The organism is Ensifer adhaerens, from assembly GCF_001270265.1.
Classification (GTDB): Bacteria; Pseudomonadota; Alphaproteobacteria; order Rhizobiales; family Rhizobiaceae; genus Ensifer; species Ensifer adhaerens_B.
Map to the genome: position 1 here is coordinate 876,586 of NZ_LGAP01000001.1, position 18,672 is coordinate 895,257.

At 61.8% G+C, this 18,672-nt stretch carries 16 protein-coding genes and 1 pseudogene; 8 read left to right on the forward strand and 9 right to left on the reverse strand.

Translation table 11 applies throughout. From position 1 onward, the window contains the following. Positions 1–65: 65 nt before the first annotated feature. From purL to AC244_RS04270, 6 genes are all read left to right on the forward strand, one after another. Positions 66–2,297 (forward strand): phosphoribosylformylglycinamidine synthase subunit PurL, encoded by a 2,232-nt coding sequence (gene purL, locus AC244_RS04245; RefSeq protein WP_053247509.1) that lies wholly within the window; start codon positions 66–68, stop codon positions 2,295–2,297. A 183-nt stretch (positions 2,298–2,480) separates the two neighbouring features. After that, entirely contained in the window at positions 2,481–2,714 is a 234-nt protein-coding gene (locus AC244_RS04250) for a BolA/IbaG family iron-sulfur metabolism protein (protein WP_053247510.1), read from the forward strand. A gap of 7 nt (positions 2,715–2,721) precedes the next feature. Next, a complete protein-coding gene (locus AC244_RS04255) occupies positions 2,722–2,964 on the forward strand; it encodes a hypothetical protein (RefSeq protein WP_053247511.1) in 243 nt (80 codons plus the stop codon). A 134-nt stretch (positions 2,965–3,098) separates the two neighbouring features. Then, positions 3,099–3,437: a Grx4 family monothiol glutaredoxin gene (grxD, locus tag AC244_RS04260; protein ID WP_053247512.1), complete on the forward strand. Its 339-nt coding sequence runs from the start codon at positions 3,099–3,101 to the stop codon at positions 3,435–3,437. Between the two features lie 387 nt (positions 3,438–3,824). Continuing rightward, on the forward strand, positions 3,825–5,060 hold the full coding sequence (locus AC244_RS04265; protein ID WP_053247513.1) for a multidrug effflux MFS transporter: 1,236 nt from the start codon (positions 3,825–3,827) through the stop codon (positions 5,058–5,060). A gap of 55 nt (positions 5,061–5,115) precedes the next feature. Further along, entirely contained in the window at positions 5,116–6,408 is a 1,293-nt protein-coding gene (locus AC244_RS04270) for a multidrug effflux MFS transporter (protein WP_053247514.1), read from the forward strand. Positions 6,409–6,481: 73 nt separating this feature from the next. On the opposite strand, the gene AC244_RS04275 is transcribed toward AC244_RS04270, so the two are convergent. The 8 genes and pseudogenes from AC244_RS04275 to AC244_RS04310 all read right to left on the reverse strand — a co-directional run bounded on the left by AC244_RS04275 (position 6,482) and on the right by AC244_RS04310 (position 15,720). Next, on the reverse strand, positions 6,482–7,306 hold the full coding sequence (locus AC244_RS04275) for an inositol monophosphatase family protein (protein WP_053247515.1): 825 nt from the start codon (positions 7,304–7,306) through the stop codon (positions 6,482–6,484). Next, positions 7,303–8,187, reverse strand: a complete 885-nt coding sequence (gene ttcA, locus AC244_RS04280) for a tRNA 2-thiocytidine(32) synthetase TtcA (RefSeq protein WP_053247682.1) — start codon at positions 8,185–8,187, stop codon at positions 7,303–7,305. Before ttcA ends, AC244_RS04275 begins: the two co-directional genes overlap by 4 nt. A 110-nt stretch (positions 8,188–8,297) precedes the next feature. Next, entirely contained in the window at positions 8,298–9,245 is a 948-nt protein-coding gene (locus AC244_RS04285) for a glutaminase (RefSeq protein ID WP_053247516.1), read from the reverse strand. 155 nt (positions 9,246–9,400) lie between these two features. Next, positions 9,401–10,018, reverse strand: coding sequence for a 30S ribosomal protein S4 (gene rpsD / locus AC244_RS04290; RefSeq protein ID WP_053247517.1), 618 nt, complete (start codon positions 10,016–10,018; stop codon positions 9,401–9,403). A 257-nt stretch (positions 10,019–10,275) separates the two neighbouring features. After that, positions 10,276–11,790 carry an ATP-binding protein gene (locus AC244_RS04295; RefSeq protein WP_053247518.1) on the reverse strand — a complete coding sequence of 505 codons (1,515 nt, stop codon included), beginning with the start codon at positions 11,788–11,790 and terminating at the stop codon, positions 10,276–10,278. Positions 11,791–12,013: 223 nt separating this feature from the next. Then, positions 12,014–12,811, reverse strand: a complete 798-nt coding sequence (murI, locus tag AC244_RS04300; protein WP_053247519.1) for a glutamate racemase — start codon at positions 12,809–12,811, stop codon at positions 12,014–12,016. After that, positions 12,798–13,643 carry an RNA methyltransferase gene (locus AC244_RS04305; protein WP_053247520.1) on the reverse strand — a complete coding sequence of 282 codons (846 nt, stop codon included), beginning with the start codon at positions 13,641–13,643 and terminating at the stop codon, positions 12,798–12,800. Before AC244_RS04305 ends, murI begins: the two co-directional genes overlap by 14 nt. A gap of 89 nt (positions 13,644–13,732) precedes the next feature. After that, a pseudogene (locus AC244_RS04310) lies at positions 13,733–15,720 on the reverse strand (FUSC family protein). Between the two features lie 275 nt (positions 15,721–15,995). On the opposite strand from AC244_RS04310, the gene AC244_RS04315 reads away from it, so the two are divergent. Both AC244_RS04315 and AC244_RS04320 read left to right on the forward strand, forming a co-directional pair. Beyond that, the gene (locus tag AC244_RS04315; protein ID WP_053247521.1) at positions 15,996–17,210 is read left to right on the forward strand and encodes an NADP-dependent isocitrate dehydrogenase; all 1,215 of its coding nucleotides are present in this window, start codon (positions 15,996–15,998) and stop codon (positions 17,208–17,210) included. A gap of 16 nt (positions 17,211–17,226) precedes the next feature. Then, positions 17,227–17,811: a demethoxyubiquinone hydroxylase family protein gene (locus tag AC244_RS04320; RefSeq protein ID WP_053247522.1), complete on the forward strand. Its 585-nt coding sequence runs from the start codon at positions 17,227–17,229 to the stop codon at positions 17,809–17,811. Here AC244_RS04320 and AC244_RS04325 read toward each other — a convergent pair. Beyond that, the gene (locus AC244_RS04325) at positions 17,804–18,655 is read right to left on the reverse strand and encodes an AraC family transcriptional regulator (RefSeq protein WP_053247523.1); all 852 of its coding nucleotides are present in this window, start codon (positions 18,653–18,655) and stop codon (positions 17,804–17,806) included. The genes AC244_RS04320 and AC244_RS04325 overlap by 8 nt on opposite strands. Between the last annotated feature and the right edge of the window lie 17 nt (positions 18,656–18,672).

An 18,672-nucleotide genomic window follows, 5' to 3' on the forward strand; every position in this document is an offset into this window, starting at 1 on the left:
GCGGTTCGCACGCGCCATATCCCGTGGAAGGATTGCGCGCCGCCCGAAGGATTTGACGGTCGACGATGACGATTTCCAACACCCGCCCCATCACCCCGGAACTCATCGCCTCGCACGGGCTCAAGCCCGACGAATACGAGCGCATTCTCGGCCTGATCGGACGCGAGCCGACCTTTACCGAGCTCGGCATCTTTTCGGCGATGTGGAACGAGCACTGCTCCTACAAGTCTTCGAAGAAGTGGCTGCGCACGCTGCCGACCAAGGGCCCGCGCGTCATCCAGGGGCCAGGCGAAAATGCCGGCGTGGTCGACATCGATGACGGCGACTGCGTCGTCTTCAAGATGGAGAGCCACAACCACCCGTCCTATATCGAGCCCTACCAGGGTGCGGCGACCGGCGTCGGCGGCATTTTGCGCGACGTCTTCACCATGGGCGCTCGCCCGATTGCTGCGATGAACGCCCTGCGCTTCGGTTCGCCCGATCATCCGAAGACCCGCCACCTCGTGTCCGGCGTCGTTGCCGGCGTCGGCGGCTACGGCAATTCCTTCGGCGTTCCGACCGTCGGTGGCGAAGTCGAGTTCGATGCGCGCTACAACGGTAACATCCTCGTCAACGCCTTTGCCGCCGGTCTCGCCAAGAGCGATGCGATCTTCTATTCCAAGGCTGAAGGCGTCGGTCTCCCGGTCGTTTACCTCGGCGCCAAGACGGGCCGTGACGGTGTCGGCGGCGCGACCATGGCTTCGGCGGAGTTCGACGAATCGATCGAGGAAAAGCGCCCGACCGTGCAGGTCGGCGACCCCTTCACCGAAAAGTGCCTGCTCGAAGCCTGCCTCGAACTGATGCAGACGGGCGCCGTCATCGCCATCCAGGACATGGGTGCCGCCGGCCTCACCTGCTCGGCGGTCGAAATGGGCGCCAAGGGCGACCTCGGCATCGAACTCAACCTCGACACCGTGCCGGTGCGCGAAGAGCGCATGACGGCTTACGAAATGATGCTGTCGGAAAGCCAGGAGCGCATGCTCATGGTGCTGGAGCCGGCCAAGGAGGAAGTCGCCAAGGCGATCTTCGTCAAGTGGGGCCTCGACTTTGCCATCGTCGGCAAGACCACCGACGACCTGCGCTTCCGCATCCTGCATCAGGGCGAAGAAGTCGCAAACCTGCCGATCAAGGAACTGGGCGACGAAGCGCCGGAATATGACCGTCCCTGGACGCCGGCGAAGGTTCCGACCGTACTTGCGACCAACGACATTCCGCAGACGGATGTTGCCGACGCGCTCGTGCAACTGGTCGGTTCGGCCAACAATTCGTCGCGCCGCTGGGTTTACGAACAGTATGACACGCTGATCCAGGGCAACTCGCTGCAGCTGCCGGGCGGCGACGCCGGCGTCGTGCGCGTCGAGGGGCACCAGACCAAGGCGCTGGCCTTCTCCTCCGACGTGACGCCGCGTTATGTCGAGGCGGATCCGTTCGAAGGCGGCAAGCAGGCGGTTGCCGAATGCTGGCGCAACCTGACGGCGACAGGCGCGCTGCCGCTTGCGGCGACCGACAATCTCAACTTCGGCAACCCGGAGCGCCCTGAAATCATGAGTCAGCTGGTTCATGCCATCAAGGGCATCGGCGAAGCCTGCACGGCACTCGACTTCCCGATCGTTTCCGGCAACGTGTCGCTCTACAACGAGACCAACGGCCAGGGAATCCTGCCGACCCCGACCATTGGCGGCGTCGGCCTGATCAAGGACTGGTCGAAAATGGCGCGCATCCGTTTTGCCGCTGCCGGCGAGACAATCCTGCTTGCGGGCGCACCGGAAGGCCTCGGTTCTCACATCGCCCAGTCGGTGTACATGCGTGACGTTCACGGCCGCACCGACGGTCCGGCACCGCATGTCGATCTCGCGCATGAGCGCAAGGTCGGCGACTTCGTCCGCGGCCTGATCGTCGACGGACTTGTGACCGCCGTTCATGACTGCTCTTCCGGCGGTCTGGCTCTCGCCGTTGCCGAAATGGCGATGGCATCTGATATCGGCGCCACGGTCGACGCGGTCACGGGTCATGATCCGATCGCGAGCTTCTACGGTGAAGATCAGGGCCGCTACGTCGTAACGGTTGCTGCCGGCGCGCTCGATACCGTCCGCGCACAAGCGAAAACCGCTGGCGTTTCCTTGCCGGCGATCGGCAAGACCGGCGGCGATGCGGTCAAGCTTGGCGACGCCAAGGCGGTCTCGATCGCGCAGTTGCGCTCCGCCCACGAAGCGTGGTTCCCGGAATTCATGCAGGGCGACCTGGCACCGGAAAACTGAGACTGCGCGACAGGAGCCGGGTGCGGCGGCAGTTCGAAATTGCCGCACGCTCAGGGCTGCGTGAATTTCCGTTGCGATCAATTCAGCAATTGCGTTCCGCCCATGAATCGTGGTTCCCTGATTTCATGGACGGTGCCAGCAACGCTGCTGCCGCAGCAGAATAATAAAGGGAGTTGGCGTATCATGCCCATGGCACCAGGCGACATCGAAGACATGATCAAGGCAGGAATTCCCGGCGCCAAGGTCACGATCCGCGATCTGGCCGGTGACGGCGACCACTATGCCGCCGAAGTCGTGGCCGAAGCGTTTCGCGGCAAGACCCGGGTGCAGCAGCACCAAATGGTCTATAACGCGCTGAAGGGTAATATGGGGGGTGTCCTGCACGCCCTCGCCCTTCAGACCAGCGCGCCGGAGTAAGCGAGCAATGGCCGATCTGATCAAGGAACTGGTCAGCGGCGTTGTCGACAGCGCGCTTAAGGAAATCCTGAAGAAGACCGGCGTCAAGCGGACCGCGACAAAGCGGACCAAGCGCCGGACGCGCAAGGCGGCAACGGGCGGCATTCTGGGCGATATCCTGGAAGCCGCCATCGGCAAGCCGGCCAAGAAACAGGTGAGCCGGCGGCGAACCGCCAGCGCACGCAGCAAGGCCCGCCGCCGTTCGGCCTGAGCAGTTGTATTAAAACCACATCTTGAGGCCCATCAATATTTGTTGCACTTGGGTGATGAAAATCACCGATATGCATGCTATCTAAAGCCCAATCGATATCCGGTCCTTGAAACCGGCGCAGGAAGGATGAAAAGATGAGCGGAATTCACGAATTCATCGCGAACGAAGTCAAGACCAACGACGTGGTACTCTTCATGAAGGGTACGCCGCAGTTCCCACAGTGTGGTTTCTCCGGCCAGGTGGTCCAGATTCTCGATTACATCGGCGTCGACTACAAGGGCGTCAACGTTCTTGCCGACGCGGACCTGCGCCAAGGCATCAAGGACTATTCGAACTGGCCGACCATTCCCCAGCTTTATGTAAAGGGCGAATTCGTCGGCGGTTGCGACATTGTCCGCGAAATGTTCCAGGCTGGCGAACTCCAGTCGCACCTGCAGGAACAGGGAATCTCGGTCAAGGGCGCTGCTGCCTAAGTCAGGCCGCCAACTCCGATCTGGTCGGAAAAGGCGGGCGACCGCCTTTTTTGATTCCGGGAATTGATCCGGATCATCTAATTTTCGTTGTTCTTTTCTAGGCGGAACACACTCTCGTTCTGTCATGAAGCGGTCGCGATAAATCGGCATAAGCAGCCTGAAAGGGCGTTCGCCCGTCCCCACGCTCCGGCTTGGCTGCCCACCGCCGAAAGTCCCTTTCGCTTCACATTGGATGCCGCCTGCACCGCTTTGCCGGACCAGGCCCGTCCCCTCAACTGTTCTCGACATGCCGACCGGCATTTTGCCAGCCGACGTCGCCTCTTTCCGGAACGAACTCCGGTCTTGACCTATTTCGGTTGCGCCCGGCGCGCCGCAAGGATTTTGCCTATGACGAGCACGACAGACGAAGCGGCCGCTCCCGGTCTCAGCAAATTTCAGTTCATCGCGCTGATGGCCATGCTGATGGCGGTCAATGCCGTGTCGATCGACATCATGTTGCCGGGGCTGCAGCAGATCGGCGCCAGCCTCGGCGTCACCGATGAAAATCATCGGCAGTATGTTATCACTGCCTATCTCATCGGCATGGGCGTGGCGCAGCTGTTCTTTGGACCGCTGTCGGATCGTTTTGGCCGCAAGGCGCCGCTGCTCGCAGGTCTCGGTATCTATGGTGTCTGCGCGGTCGCAATCACCATTGTACCGACCTTCAGCGCCCTGCTCGCGCTTCGCTTTGTCCAGGGCATCGGCGCCGCCGCCACGCGCGTCATCACCGTGTCGATCGTTCGCGACGTCTATGGTGGTCGCCGCATGGCGGAAGTGATGTCGCTGATCATGATGGTGTTCATGATCGTACCGGTCATCGCGCCAAGCGTCGGGCAGCTGATCATGATCTTTGCCGAATGGCACATGATCTTCGTCGTCATTGCGCTCTTTGCCTTCACGATAGCAACGCTCGTGGTGTTCCGGCTCCAGGAAACGTTGAACCCGGATCACCGACGTGCCTTCACGCCGTCAGTCATCTTGAGCGGCTTCAAGATCGTTCTGACGAACCGGCTGTCGCTGTTCTATACACTGGCGACATCCGTCATCCTCGGCGCGCTCTTCGGCTTCATCAACTCGGCGCAACAGATCCTCGTCGGGGTCTACGGGCTGGGTCTGTGGTTCCCGGTCGTGTTTGCAGCATTTGCAGGGATGATGGCGGTCGCGTCCTTCACCAATTCGCAGCTCGTTCGGCGTTTCGGCATGCGGGCGCTATCGCATGCTGCACTGCTCGGCTTCATGCTGGCGAGCTTCCTCTGGATGACGGTGTCAATCTATGGCCCGGTGCCCTTCCCGCTCTTCGTGGTCCTCTATGGCGCTGCCATGTTCCAGTTCGGGCTGATCGCGTCGAACTTCAACGCGATGGCGATGGAACCGCTCGGCCACGTCGCCGGTACGGCCTCCTCGGTGCTCGGCTTCACCCAGACCATCGGCGGCGGCGTCATCGGAGCCTTTATCGGCCAGGCCTTCGACGGCACAGCGACGCCGCTTGCGATCGGTTATTTCACCGTCGCGGCGATCGGCGTCGTTTTCGTTCTCATCGCTGAACGCGGAAAGCTGTTCAAAGCACACAACCCGGCGGGCTGATCGCAGCCTGCCAACCGGATTTCTCCTCCCAGATCTGCTCTCACGGGTACGCACAATGACCACGATCACCACACAATCCGACCATGTCGACGGGGTTTCGGGCGCCGCGCGCCTCAACATGGGCCTCCTCGAATTCATCATCACCATTGCCGTCATGACGGCGAGCGTGGCGATTGCCATCGATAGCATGCTGCCGGCTTTGCCGAGCATCGGCCAGTCGCTCAATGTCGCCAACTCCAACGACACCCAGCTCGTCATCGGCGTGTTCTTCCTCGGTTTCGGCCTTTCGCAGATCTTCTTCGGCAGCCTTTCCGATACGTTCGGACGGCGCACCGTGCTGCTCGGCGGCCTTGCCTTCTTCACGGTGTCGATGTTTGCGGCCGCCCTCACTCAGAGCTTCGAAATGCTGCTCGTGCTGCGCTTCGTTCAGGGCATCGGTGCAGCCGCCGTGCGCATCACCACCATGGCGATCGTGCGCGACTGCTTCGGCGGTCGCGAGATGGCGCGGGTGATGTCCTACGTCATGATCGTCTTCATGATCGTTCCGATCGTCGCCCCCTCCATCGGCCAGCTCGTCATCCTCTATGCCAACTGGCACTGGATCTTCATCCTGATTGGCATCATCGGCGCCATCCTCTTCGTCTGGGCGCTGGCCCGCATGAAGGAATCGCTGCCGAAGGAAGAGCGCCTGCCGCTTTCCGTCGCGTCGGTCGCTTCCGGCTTCAAGACGGTGCTGACCAACCGCATCACCTGCGGCTACATGATCGGCATGACGCTGTTCACCGCGGTCATCTGCGCCTACATCGTCACCGTCCAGCAGATCTTCGGCGAAGTCTACGGCCTCGGCGACTGGCTGCCGATCGCCTTTGCCGGTACCGCCGGCGGCATCGCCGTTGCCAACTTCGCCAACGGCTTCTTCGTCCGCAGCTTCGGCATGCGCCGCATCTCGCACGTTTCGATGATCCTGTTCACCCTGCTTTCGGTGATCGGCTTTGCCATGTCGCTCTGGGGCACGCCGGCCTTCGTCATCAGCTACCTCATGTTCTCGGTTCTCTTGATGTTCTTCGCGGTGATCGCAACCAACTTCACCGCGATCAGCCTGGAGCCCATGGGTCATCTTGCCGGCACGGCGACCGCGATCACCGGCTTCGTCTCGACTACCGGCGGTGCGCTGCTCGGCGGCGCCGTCGGCCAGTTGTTCAACGGCACGCTGCAGCCACTGCTCGGGGGCTTTGCCCTCTTCGGTATCGTAACGATCCTGGCGACACTCTGGGCCGAGAAGGGAAAGCTATTCACCCATCCCGGCGACAAGGACGTCTCGCTCGACCACGGCGGCGGCCACATGTAATACCGTCCAGACCAACAAAAAGCCCGCCTGGATCGCTCCCGGCGGGCTTTTTTGTTTCGGTGATTTCGTCTGCTCAGACGGTAAAGACTTCGCGGCGCAACGTCTCCCAGCTGTCCTTGTCGGTGGCGAGCAGCAGGCCGCCATTGAGATGGGCAGGCAGATAGGGCGAACCGTCGAAGCGCGCGGCATAGGCGCCTGCCTCCTGCGCGATCAGCGTGCCGGCCAGGTGGTCCCAGGGCATCAGCTTCTGGTACATCAGGAAGTGGATGTAGCCGCCGGCGAGAATCCGGTATTCGTGCGCGGCACAACGGTAGCTGGTCGCAATGCGGACCTTGGCCATGTTGGCCATGACTTCGCGCCGTGCCTCTTGCTGGTAGAAGCCCGTCGAGGCGCCGCCGACCATGCTATCAAGCGGAACGCCCGCGGTCACCGACATGCGCTCCTGCGAACCGTCAGGCCGGCACATCCATGCGCCCGAGCCCTTCTCCGCGATCACCCAATCGTTGCCGAGCGGATCGTAGATGATTCCGGCAACCGTTTCGCCCTTGGAAACGACGCTCGCCATGACGCCGAACAGCGGCAGGCCGGCCGCGAAGTTGAAGGTGCCGTCGATCGGATCGACGACGACGGCGAGATCGGCATCAGCCAGCTTGTCGAGCAGTGCCGGATCGGCAGCGACCGATTCTTCGCCGATGAAGACCGCCCCTGGAGCAATTTCGTCCATCCGCGCCTTGATAAGACGCTCGGCCGCCTCGTCGCCCTCGGTGACGAGATCGATCGCTTCCGACTTCATCCGGACATCGCCCGCGCCGAGATTGCGAAACCGCGGCAGGATTTCTTTGACCGCGGCCTCCTGCAGAAGATTGGCAAGGGCGGCGATGTCGACGGAATGGCTCATTCTTTGGGCTCCGGTGTGAGGGACTGGAAGTCAAAAAGCTTGGGGTCGAGCAGATGCGATGGGTTCACATGGCCAAGCGCGCGCAGCATCGTATCCTTGCGGCCGGGCATGCGCCGTTCGAGATCGGCAAGCATCGCCTTCATCGCGTTGCGTTCCAGCCCGTCCTGCGAGCCGCAGAGGTCGCAGGGAATGATCGGGAACTCCATCGCGGTGGCAAATTTCGCCAGATCGTCCTCGGCCGCATAGGCGAGCGGCCGCAGCAGCATCAGGTCGCCCTCGTCGTTCAGAAGCTTCGCCGGCATCGAGGCGAGCCTGCCGCCATGGAAGAAGTTCATGAAAAAGGTTTCGAGAATGTCTTCCCGATGGTGGCCGAGAACCAGCGCATCGCAGCCTTCCTCGCGCGCGATCCGGTAGAGATTGCCGCGGCGCAGACGCGAACAGAGCGAACAGTAGGTCGCTCCGGTCGGCACCTTTTCCTTCACGATCGAATAGGTGTCGCGATATTCGATCCGATGCTTCACGCCGATCGAGGCGAGATATTCCGGCAGGATATGCTTCGGAAAGTTCGGCTGGCCCTGATCTAGATTGCAGGCGATGAGCTCGACCGGCAGCAGCCCACGCCATTGCAGGTCCATCAGCAGTGCCAGCAGACTGTAGCTGTCCTTGCCGCCGGAGATCCCGACCAGCCAGCGCTTGGCGCCCTTCAACATGCCGAAATCGTCAAGTGCCTGTCGCGTCTGCCGCAAGAGCCGCTTGCGCAGCTTGTTGAAGGAGACGGACGACGGCATGCGTTCGAAGATCGGATGAAGGCCTGTCTCGATGTCGCCGTCTTCAACGGCATTATCGATTGCGTCAGGCGGAATGGCTGGCGAATGATCCATGGCAACGATCCTGGAATGGCCGGCTCGGGAAAAGAGCGCGCGGCGCGTCACGGCCAGCACTTGCCCCGTTCCCACAGCAAGATCAAGGGAAAACGGCCCTTTGGCCGAAATCAGGAGCCAAACACCGACCAGCCGGTGCGCGCGGCCAACATCTCCAGCGCCAGGGATCCGAGCAGCGAGTTACCGTTCTCGTTCAGTCCCGGCGACCAGACAGCGACGGAGGCTTTGCCGGGCGCAACGGCAAGAATGCCGCCGCCGACGCCGCTCTTGCCGGGCAGGCCGACGCGATAGGCGAAATCGCCCGAGCCGTCATAATGACCGCAGGTCAGCATCAGCGCATTGATGCGTCGGGCCCGTTGCCGCGACACGACCGAGTGGCCGGTCAGCGGGTTGGTGCCGGCGGCTGCCAGAAACAGGCCGGCCTTGGCGAGCTGGCTGCAGGTCATCGCGAGCGCGCAATGGTGGAAATAGACGCCGAGCACATGCTCGACCGGATGATCGAGCCGCCCGAAGGAGCGCATGAAGTTGGCAAGCGCGAAGTTGCGGAAACCGGTCGCCGTCTCTGAGCGGGCGACCTCATGGTCGATGACGATGGCATCGTCGTCTGCGAGATAGCGGACGAACTGCACGATCTCGCCGATCAGCTCCCGCGGCGTGTGGCCGGCAAGGATCAGGTCGCTGATGGTGATGGCGCCGGCATTGATGAAGGGATTGCGCGGCTTGCCGCCTTCATGCTCGAGCTGGACGATGGAGTTGAAGGCGGAACCCGAAGGTTCGCGGCCGACCCTGTGCCAGATGTTTTCGCCGTGTTTGCCGAGCGCTAGCGTCAGCGTGAACACCTTGGAAACGCTCTGGATCGAAAACGGCACCTCGGCATCGCCGACCCGGTGCACCTGCCCGTCGGTGGTGACGATCGCCATGCCGAAATGTTTGGGATCGACGCGCGCGAGCTGCGGGATGTAATCCGCGACCTTGCCCTCGCCGAGCCGTGGCGTCAGTTCACGGTGGATGTCCTCGATGATCGCCTGCAGATCCTGCGGCGTCTTCTGCTCCGGCATGCGATTTCCCCTTCGCCGCGCACATCATCGGCCTGCCCGTGCCTCACAGGGCCGTACTGTCGCGCGGCAGATCAAAAGAGCCACGATATCTGAAGAGACAAAAAAACCGCCCGTTTCCGGGCGGTTTCGATCGTTCACAAGGCCAGGGCCCCGGATTAACGCGAATAGAATTCGACGACCAGGTGCGGTTCCATGACGACGGCGTAAGGCACGTCGGAGAGAACCGGAACGCGGACGAAGGTTGCAACCATCTTGTTGTGGTCGACTTCAACGTAGTCAGGAACGTCACGCTCAGCGAGCTGAACCGATTCGAGAACGGTTACGAGCTGCTTGGACTTTTCCTTGACTTCGATGACGTCGCCCGGCTTGCAACGGTAGGAACCGATGTTGACGCGAACGCCGTTAACCTTGACGTGGCCATGGTTGACGAACTGGCGTGCAGCGAAAACGGTCGGAACGAACTTTGCGCGGTAGACGATCGCGTCGAGGCGCGATTCGAGCAGGCCGATCAGGTTCTCCGGGGTGTCGCCCTTGCGGCGGTCAGCTTCGGCGAAGATCGCACGGAACTGCTTTTCGCGGATGTCGCCGTAGTAGCCCTTCAGCTTCTGCTTGGCGCGCAGCTGCACACCGAAGTCCGAAAGCTTGGACTTGCGGCGCTGGCCGTGCTGGCCCGGGCCGTATTCGCGGCGGTTAACCGGCGACTTCGGACGGCCCCAGATGTTTTCGCCCATACGGCGGTCAATTTTGTACTTGGACGATTCGCGCTTGCTCATCGCATTTCCTTTCAGTCGGTTACACCGGTCTGTTGCCAAACCGGATCAAGGAAACACGCCCTCCTCTGAACCCATTTTGAGAGTTCTGACAGGATTCTCACGATCACGCTGCCGGAGAAACCACGGGACATGTCTAATGAAACACCGGACATTTCTGCCCGGCGTTGGGCGGGTCTTTACTGAGAGAATGCCGGATTGTCAACGGAATATGACAGGAAATGCAGGGATTTGCCTGTATATCGTTCCGGCTACATCCTCTACTCTGCCGCAGCGCGGCCGGTTTCGGTAATGTCGGGGCCGTTGGCGTCGCCCGGCGCAGTCTCGTGGCCGAGGTCAGGAAAGGCGACGATTCGCTTGCCGGAGAAGTCTGCATGGACGACGACGAGCCCATTCTCCTCGAAATAGCCGAGCAGACGTCTGGCGCGACGCGCGGAATGCGTACCATAGGCGCGCGCGATCATCGCGTCCGACGGACAGGCAAGGCCGCGCACCGCCGCCTGTGCCATCATCAGGAACACGCCCTGCAAATCCTCAGTGACGCGATCGGCAAGCCGCAGCGCCGACGCCCAGGCGTCTGTTGCCGCAGTGTCCGCATCGACGCCTGAGCGGGCGATTGCCATCTTGCGACGGAATGCGCTCAGCGACAGTGCAGCGCCCGGCACGCGGCGAATGCGGCAACGCACGAGGAAATCCTGGAACAACTCGGCATCGGGCCGGAATGCTGCATCGGGATTGGCGAGAATTTCGGTAAACAGACTGTCGAGCAAGGCGCCGCGCTCTTCCGCCGACATTTCCGGCTGGGCCGGCTTTGCCTCGATCGGGGCTATTGGTTCAGGGCGCGGTCGCGACAGTTCGGCGAGAATGTCGGTTGCTGGACGCGGCGGTGGCGCTGCGCGACGCATGATCGGCCGCGTCAGCTCGTCTGCGTCTGGTGTGAAGATCAGGTCTTCCACATCCTGCGGCGCTTCCGGCAACGGCATCAGCTTCGGGCTGGTCGAGCGCGCCGAGGTCTCGACGGCGCCGATCGTCACTTTCAACGGACGGCGCGACAGCGCCGGGCCAAGGGCAACGAAGGAGCCGCGCTTCAGATCGCGGAACATTTCCGCCGTGCGGCGATCCATGCCGAGCAGGTCGGCGGCGCGCAGCATATCGATATCGAGAAACGTGCGGCCCATCAGGAAGTTGGACGCTTCCGCCGCCACGTTCTTGGCAAGCTTTGCCAGACGCTGGGTGGCGATCACGCCGGCAAGTCCACGCTTTCGGCCGCGACACATGAGGTTCGTCATGGCGCCAAGCGAAATCTTGCGGACTTCTTCAGTGACGTCGCCCGCAACGGAAGGCGCAAACATCTGCGCCTCGTCGACCACCACGAGAACCGGATACCAGTATTCCCGATCCGCATCGAACATGGCGTTGAGGAACACGCCGGCACTGCGCATCTGCTGTTCGATATCGAGCCCTTCGAGCGACAGCACGCAGGAAACCCGGTGCTGGCGAATGCGCGTGGCAATGCCGATCAGCTCGGCGTCGGTGCGTTCGCCTTCGACGACCACATGGCCGAATTTGTCGGCAAGCGTGACGAAATCGCCCTCGGGGTCGATGATGCATTGCTGCACCCAAGGTGCCGATTGCTCGAGCAGCCTTCTCAGAAGGTGCGATTTTCCGGAGCCGGAGTTGCCCTGCACCAGCAGACGGGTTGCCAGAAGCTCCTCGATATCGAGAGAGGCCGAAGTCCCTTCGGACGTCGCTCCCATGTCGATGCCGACTTTCATCCGTACCTCATCCTGCCTTTAGAGCGTTTCTGGTTTAGACAGAGTCGCAGAAACGCTCCATCTCTTTAGTTTTTACGCATTTCCTGACGGAAAACCGCTTCGCACTTTTCCTGGACATGCTCTGGCTGGTTTCGGGCGAGCGCCCGCAAGCCCCGAGGTCTAGCACCCTTCCCCGAAGTTTTCTCGACGCAAAGCGCGAAACCCACAGATAAGACGATGTCGTTTACCTCACCGTCAGACCGAAGCCTTGCATCAGCCGACGGGTGGAGAAATCCGGTTTTCCGGAGGTGAAGATCGCCGGGTCCTCGCCGTTCAAAGGCTCGAAGCCGTTGGGCAGCGGCACCAGCGAACGGGCGCGCCGGGCGATGGCTTCGGCGGGATCCAGCCAGTCGACCGGCCATGGCGCCAGCTTGCGAAAGAGATTGGCCATGAAGGGATAGTGGGTGCAGGCAAGAACGACGATGTCGGTCTTGTGCCCGTCCTTCTCGACAAAGCAGGGCGTAATCTCGGCGAGAACGTCAGCGTCGTCGAGCTTCTCGCCGCGAATATAGGCCTCGGCCATCTTGGCGAGATTTTCCGAGCCGACCAGCCGGACATGGCATTGGCTGGCGAAGGACTGGATGAGGTCGCGCGTATAGGCACGCTTGACGGTGCCCGGCGTTGCCAGCACCGAAACGAGTCCTGAGCGCGTGCGCTCGGCTGCCGGCTTGATTGCCGGCACCGTGCCGACAAAGGTCATCTGAGGATAGGCCGCCCGCAGATCGGCGCCGACCAGCGTGAAGGCGGTGTTGCAGGCAATCACGCAGATTTCCGGATCGTGCTCGACGAGCAGTCGGCCAAAGAGCGCGATGATGTGATTGCGCAGCGCCTCTTCCTCCCAGCCACCATAGGGGAAGCCGGCATCGTCGGCGATATAGATGAAATGCCGCTCCGGCATCAGTACCCTCGCCTCACGCAGAACCGTGAGCCCGCCGATACCGCTGTCGAAGACGAGAATGGGTTTCAGGTCAGTCGCTGTCACCGCTGTCTGATACTTTCTTGTTGTGCTCGGCCCTGCTGTGATCAGCGGGAGCGCCGGAACCCCGAGGATGTTCGCGCGAAAACCGATCGAGCGACGAGATCACGCCGCGCAGCACCCGGATTTCTGTTTCGGTAAAGGCTGGTCTGGTCAGAACGGTGCGCAGATTTTCGACCAATTTCGGCTTTTTGTCGGCGGAACGGAAATAGTTGCGCGCTTCCAGCGCATCTTCGAGATGATCGAACAGGCCCTGCAGATCGTCCTTTTTCGCCGGGCGCTGCTCCAGAGCCTGGAAAGACGTTTCGTCTTCGCTTTCCATGCCGGTCTTCATCCACTCATAGGACATCAGCAGCACGGCCTGGGCGAGGTTGAGTGAGGCAAAAGCGGGGTTCACAGGAAAGGTCACGATCTCGTCGGCAAGCGCAACTTCCTCGTTCGTGAGGCCCGTGCGTTCACGGCCGAAGATGATGCCGGTCGCCTCGCCGGTACGGAAGCGCTGCCTCAGCGTGCGCGCCGCAACGATCGGCGAGCGCACCGGCTTGTAGCCATAGCGATCACGTGCCGTCGTCGCATAGACGAAGTTGAGATCGGCAATCGCCTCTTCCAGCGTGCCGTAGAGTTTGGCGCCGTTGATGACATGGTCGGCACGGCTGGCGGCAGACTGCGCCTTTTCGTTCGGCCAGCCGTCACGCGGGTTGACGAGGCGCAGTTCCGACAGGCCGAAATTGGCCATGGCGCGGGCAACCATGCCGATATTCTCGCCGAGCTGCGGATAGGCGAGGATGATCGCTGGTCCTTCGGTCAGGAGTTCTCGTTCGCTGTTGGTGCCTGCCATGTCTTTCGCCTTCGCCTTCTGTTCGGCGCTTCCCTCGCACAAAAGCCCGGAAAATTAAAGTCCGGGCGACGTGCCGACGACTGTGGACGTCAGGGTGCCGCCGGGTGCAGGCGGTTGAGGGAGATGCCGATCATCTCCAGGCCCAGTTCCGCATCGTCCTTCGATATAGGCAGGTGCCGATCGACGGGGCCAGCGACCCGCCCGACATCGTAGAAATAGCCCGCCCCCTTCTCCTCGATCGAACGAACCAGCGCCAGATTGTCTTCGATGTCGTGATGGAAGGTCGAGCCGACGGCTTCGGCCTCGTCGGCGACGCGACGGGCAAAGACGCGCGCCCAATAGGTGCAGCCCATGAAGATCGCCAGCGTTTGCCGGACATGGCCCGGGCGCGTGACCAGTTGCCAGGAAACGCCGAGCGGCTTGGCCGCCGCGGCAAGATCGCGGTAGGTCCGGTCGAGCGCCTGCGACCGCACGATGAGCGCCATGCCCGATGCGCCGTCCCTCGCCGCTTGCAGCAGCCCGGCAAGTTCGCCGCACAGGTTTTCATGGCCGAATCGAGCGATGTTCGCGTCCGCGTCGGAAAGACAATGAAGGCAACGCTGGCGCCGGCGATGGAGCCGATCAGGGTTTCCTCGAGACGGAGCTGCAGCAACTCCGGCGTCAGCACGCCCATGAGGCTGTAGAGCAGCGACAGCACAACCGAGACGAAGAAGGTCATAGTCGCATAGGAAACGGCGAGGAAATAGAAGGCGAGAAAGATGCAGAGAGCGCTGAGCGGCAGCACCAGATAGATGTTTCCGGCCACCAGCGTGCCGGCGACGATGCCGACCACGATGCCGAACAGTGTTCCGGCCGAGCGCTGCAGCGCCTTGACCGCCGTATCGCCGCGTGAGCGGGTGTTGGTGAAGACGAGGAAGGCAGCCAGCACCGCCCAGAACCAACGGTCGCGCGACAGCATCAGCCCGAAGAACATCGCGATGCCTGCGGCGAGCGTGATCTGGATTGCGGTCTTTAGCGCCGGATTGTTGAAGGACAGGTTCAGACTGGTCGCCGCCTGGCCGGTTTCGGGGGCGGCCGGATCGTCAAGGTCGTGCTCGTCCAGCTTCGCGAGGCTCCGCGCCAGCCGTTGCCGGACATTGCGCAGCCACAGCAGCGCCTTGGCACTCTCCATCAGGCGCTGGTTGCCGCTGTCGATCAGCGCGATCTCCTCGTCGATGCGGGCGGAGTTGCGCGCCAGCGTCGCCTCGACGAGCGCCGCCGGCGGCATCGCCTGGAAGCTCAGCACGATCACGCTTTCCGCAGCAAGATGAAGATCGAACAGGCTGATGACGACATCGGAAGAGGCAACGCCCGGGTCCGGCACGGGCCTTCTGTTTTCCGTCGGGATAAAGCTCTCGGCCATCAGCACGGCTTCCTTCAGCCGCTCTTCGGCCCGGTGCAACCGGCGCCGGTCCGCATCCAGCAGCACCGGTTTGCGTGCGATATCGACGAGTTCCGACAGGATCTGATTCACCCGTCGCTGAACACTGGCCGCCGCGCGTAGCAGGTCGCGGTAACGGTTGTCGGGTAGAAGGATCGTCCGGACAAGATGAGCGACCGTCGCGGAAACGGCCGCACCGAGGAAGAGTGCTGGCAGTTGGTCGGCGGTCGGCCTCAGATAGGCACCGATGAAGTAGGACATGAAGGCGAACATGCCGACGGCAAACCAGCGCGGCCCGAATGACCTGCCATAGACGGCAAGGAAGATGATCAGCAGGAAGACGACATCGGAGACATAGCGGTGCTTCTCCAGGATCGAGGCGAGCGCCACCATCAAGACGCCAACCAGCACTGCGATGATCCTGGTTACCAGTTGCTCGCCTGCGGTGCTATCCCTGACGGCCAATCCCCCTTCGATCGACAGCGAGACGGCAAGGCCATAGGCCGCCGGCGGCAAAGGCGCCACCAGAAAATGGAACGCCATCAGCAGGCAGACGGAGACGACGATTGTTGTTGTGATGCGCGACGCCTGGCGCAATCTGGAAAAGGCCGGATCGTTGGCGAGAAGCCAATCGCGTACGCGGGACCGAAATGCCATTGGGTGCCTTCTGCCTGTTGCGGCGCCGTTGCTCGCCGCCGCGCCGCCAGTCCCTTCCTGCATAGCGCCGACAGCGATCTTTTCAAGGCGACAGGTGGTTGAAAGGCGCTCAAAAATCGATCCCGCGCCCCTCTCCACCGGTCGATCCAGCCTCCACCCAAAGTTTCAGCCAAGCATGCTTTGCCTTGCCGTTTCACAATGCTATAGGGCTCTGGATTTTTCTAAAGAGGAAGGGACATCGCTCCCGCTGTCCCGCTAAGCTACGAGGCATATTCATGGCAAAGATCAAGGTCGCCAATCCTGTCGTCGAACTCGACGGCGATGAGATGACCCGCATCATCTGGCAGTTCATCAAGGACAAGCTGATCCATCCCTACCTCGACATCGATCTCGAGTATTATGACCTCGGCATGGAAAACCGCGACGCCACCGACGACCAGGTGACGATCGATGCCGCCAACGCCATCAAGAAGCACGGCGTCGGCGTCAAGTGCGCCACGATCACGCCGGATGAAGCCCGCGTCGAAGAGTTCAAGCTCAAGAAGATGTGGAAGTCGCCGAACGGCACCATCCGCAACATCCTCGGCGGCGTCATCTTCCGCGAGCCGATCATCTGCAAGAACGTTCCGCGCCTGGTTCCGGGCTGGACCAAGCCGATCATCGTCGGCCGTCACGCTTTTGGCGACCAGTATCGCGCCACCGACTTCAAGTTCCCCGGCAAGGGCAAGCTGACGATGAAGTTCGTCGGCGAAGACGGCAAGGAAATCGAATACGACGTCTTCGACGCGCCGTCGGCCGGCGTTGCCATGGGCATGTACAACCTCGACGATTCGATCACCGAATTCGCCCGCGCCTCGTTCAACTACGGCATCCAGCGCAAGGTTCCGGTCTACCTCTCGACCAAGAACACCATCCTCAAGGTCTATGACGGCCGCTTCAAGGATATCTTCCAGAAGGTGTTCGAGGAAGAATTCGCCGAGAAGTTCAAGGAACTGAAGATCTGGTACGAACACCGCCTGATCGACGACATGGTCGCTTCGGCGCTGAAATGGTCCGGCGGCTACGTCTGGGCGTGCAAGAACTACGACGGCGACGTCCAGTCGGACATCGTGGCCCAGGGCTTCGGCTCGCTCGGCCTGATGACCTCGGTTCTGATGACACCGGATGGCAAGACGGTTGAAGCCGAAGCTGCGCACGGCACGGTGACCCGTCACTACCGCCAGCACGAGAAGGGCGAGGAAACCTCGACCAACTCGATCGCTTCGATCTTCGCCTGGACCCGTGGCCTTGCCCACCGCGCCAAGCTCGACAGCAACGCCGAGCTCGCCCGCTTCTCCGAAACGCTCGAAAAGGTCTGCGTCGATACCGTCGAAGCCGGCTTCATGACCAAGGACCTGGCGCTCTTGATCGGTCCGGACCAGCCGTGGCTCTCGACCACCGGCTTCCTCGACAAGATCGACGAGAACCTGAAGAAGGCAATGGCTGCCTGATCGGCGCTAGAGCGCAATGGTTGCGCGCCTTTCTCCGCGCAATGCCCTGGCGATCGCTCGCATCGTCAGGGTCAACCACGCCGGTGAATTTGGCGCGATCCGCATCTACTCCGCGCAGATTGCAGTTGCGCGGAGGCTTTATCCGGACTGCGTCCCCATGCTCTCTGAGATGTTGGGCGACGAAATCGAGCACTGCTCGCTTTTTCGAGACGCCATGCCGGCGCGAAACTCGCGCCCTTGCCGCGTTATGCGGCTTTGGAGCCTGGGCGGCTGGCTCCTCGGTTTCTTGACGGCACTTATGGGCCGACGCGGTATATGGGCATGCACGGCAGCCGTCGAAGCCGCCGTGCATCGCCATCTCGACGACCAGTTACACTTTCTCTCGGGCAAGGATGACGAACTTCACGCCGTCATCTTGTCGATTCGCGAGGAGGAACTGGCGCATCTGCACCATGCCGAAGCTCAGCTGACCAACGAAGAGATGCTCGTGAGGGCCCTTCGTGCCCTCATCTCGCTTTGCACCCATATCCTGATCTGGCTTTCGACCTGGGGCGACTCCGCACGTATGGCCACGGCGTTGCGCCAGGAAAGCGTTACTTGAGCGGCAGATAGATCTCACTCAGGAGCTCGGTCGGCGGCACGTCGCGCGGGTTGTTGAGGTATTTCTCGAACATCAGGCTGTCGCGCACCTCGCGCCCCGATTGCGGCAGCCATGTGCCGTAGAGCCATTGATAGGCCAAGGGCATGTCCGCATAGGGACCCTTGTGGCGCAGAACGGCATAGCGACCGCCGTCGAGCGTCTGCGGTGTCAACGGCGCATCGGCAGGCAGGGTCTGCTTGGCCGTGACGCAGGCAAAGGAACGCAGCTTGTCCACCGGCACCAGCTCCGGATCATCCAGATAGATGCCGATCATCTCCATGTCGGGTCGAAAAAGGTTGCGCGAAAACAGCGTGCCGTAGAGCGTTTCGAATGCCTTGCCGATGCCCATATAGGAACCAGTGTGGGCAACGCCGACGAGATCGAAGCCGTCGATCTCCTTGAGGGTGACTTCATACATGTCCGCAATTCCTTCCGATGAAGCGGTTTCGAAGGTTTTGTGGCTGCCCTCCTTGCGATACCGCGCCGGCGGCAGTCCATAGACGGCCTTGAAGGTGCGGTTGAAGGATTGAACATTGGGGTAGCCAGAGCGCTGCGCGATCGCTTCGACAGGAAGATCGGTTTGCACGAGATCGGCGGCGGCCTTCTGCAGCCGAAGCCGCTTGACCGTTGCCGCCAACGTCTCGCCGTGGACGGCCCGGTAGATCCGGTGCCAGTGGTGCGGCGACAGGCAGGCTATTTCAGCGAGCCGATCGAGATCGAGCTCCTCGTTGAGATGGCCGTAGATGTAGTCGCTGACCCTGTGCAGGCGTCTTTCGTACGCTGCCCAGGTTGCCCGCTCGTCCATGTCGAACCTTTCGCGTT

Excerpts from the sequence above, each read along its gene's own strand:
- purL (WP_053247509.1), top strand. The coding sequence starts at position 66 with ATGACGATTTCCAACACCCGCCCCATCACCCCGGAACTCATCGCCTCG.
- AC244_RS04250 (WP_053247510.1), top strand. The coding sequence starts at position 2,481 with ATGCCCATGGCACCAGGCGACATCGAAGACATGATCAAGGCAGGAATT.
- AC244_RS04255 (WP_053247511.1), top strand. The coding sequence starts at position 2,722 with ATGGCCGATCTGATCAAGGAACTGGTCAGCGGCGTTGTCGACAGCGCG.
- grxD (WP_053247512.1), top strand. The coding sequence starts at position 3,099 with ATGAGCGGAATTCACGAATTCATCGCGAACGAAGTCAAGACCAACGAC.
- AC244_RS04265 (WP_053247513.1), top strand. The coding sequence starts at position 3,825 with ATGACGAGCACGACAGACGAAGCGGCCGCTCCCGGTCTCAGCAAATTT.
- AC244_RS04270 (WP_053247514.1), top strand. The coding sequence starts at position 5,116 with ATGACCACGATCACCACACAATCCGACCATGTCGACGGGGTTTCGGGC.
- AC244_RS04275 (WP_053247515.1), bottom strand. The coding sequence starts at position 7,306 with ATGAGCCATTCCGTCGACATCGCCGCCCTTGCCAATCTTCTGCAGGAG.
- ttcA (WP_053247682.1), bottom strand. The coding sequence starts at position 8,187 with ATGGATCATTCGCCAGCCATTCCGCCTGACGCAATCGATAATGCCGTT.
- AC244_RS04285 (WP_053247516.1), bottom strand. The coding sequence starts at position 9,245 with ATGCCGGAGCAGAAGACGCCGCAGGATCTGCAGGCGATCATCGAGGAC.
- rpsD (WP_053247517.1), bottom strand. The coding sequence starts at position 10,018 with ATGAGCAAGCGCGAATCGTCCAAGTACAAAATTGACCGCCGTATGGGC.
- AC244_RS04295 (WP_053247518.1), bottom strand. The coding sequence starts at position 11,790 with ATGAAAGTCGGCATCGACATGGGAGCGACGTCCGAAGGGACTTCGGCC.
- AC244_RS04305 (WP_053247520.1), bottom strand. The coding sequence starts at position 13,643 with ATGGCAGGCACCAACAGCGAACGAGAACTCCTGACCGAAGGACCAGCG.
- AC244_RS04315 (WP_053247521.1), top strand. The coding sequence starts at position 15,996 with ATGGCAAAGATCAAGGTCGCCAATCCTGTCGTCGAACTCGACGGCGAT.
- AC244_RS04320 (WP_053247522.1), top strand. The coding sequence starts at position 17,227 with ATGGTTGCGCGCCTTTCTCCGCGCAATGCCCTGGCGATCGCTCGCATC.
- AC244_RS04325 (WP_053247523.1), bottom strand. The coding sequence starts at position 18,655 with ATGGACGAGCGGGCAACCTGGGCAGCGTACGAAAGACGCCTGCACAGG.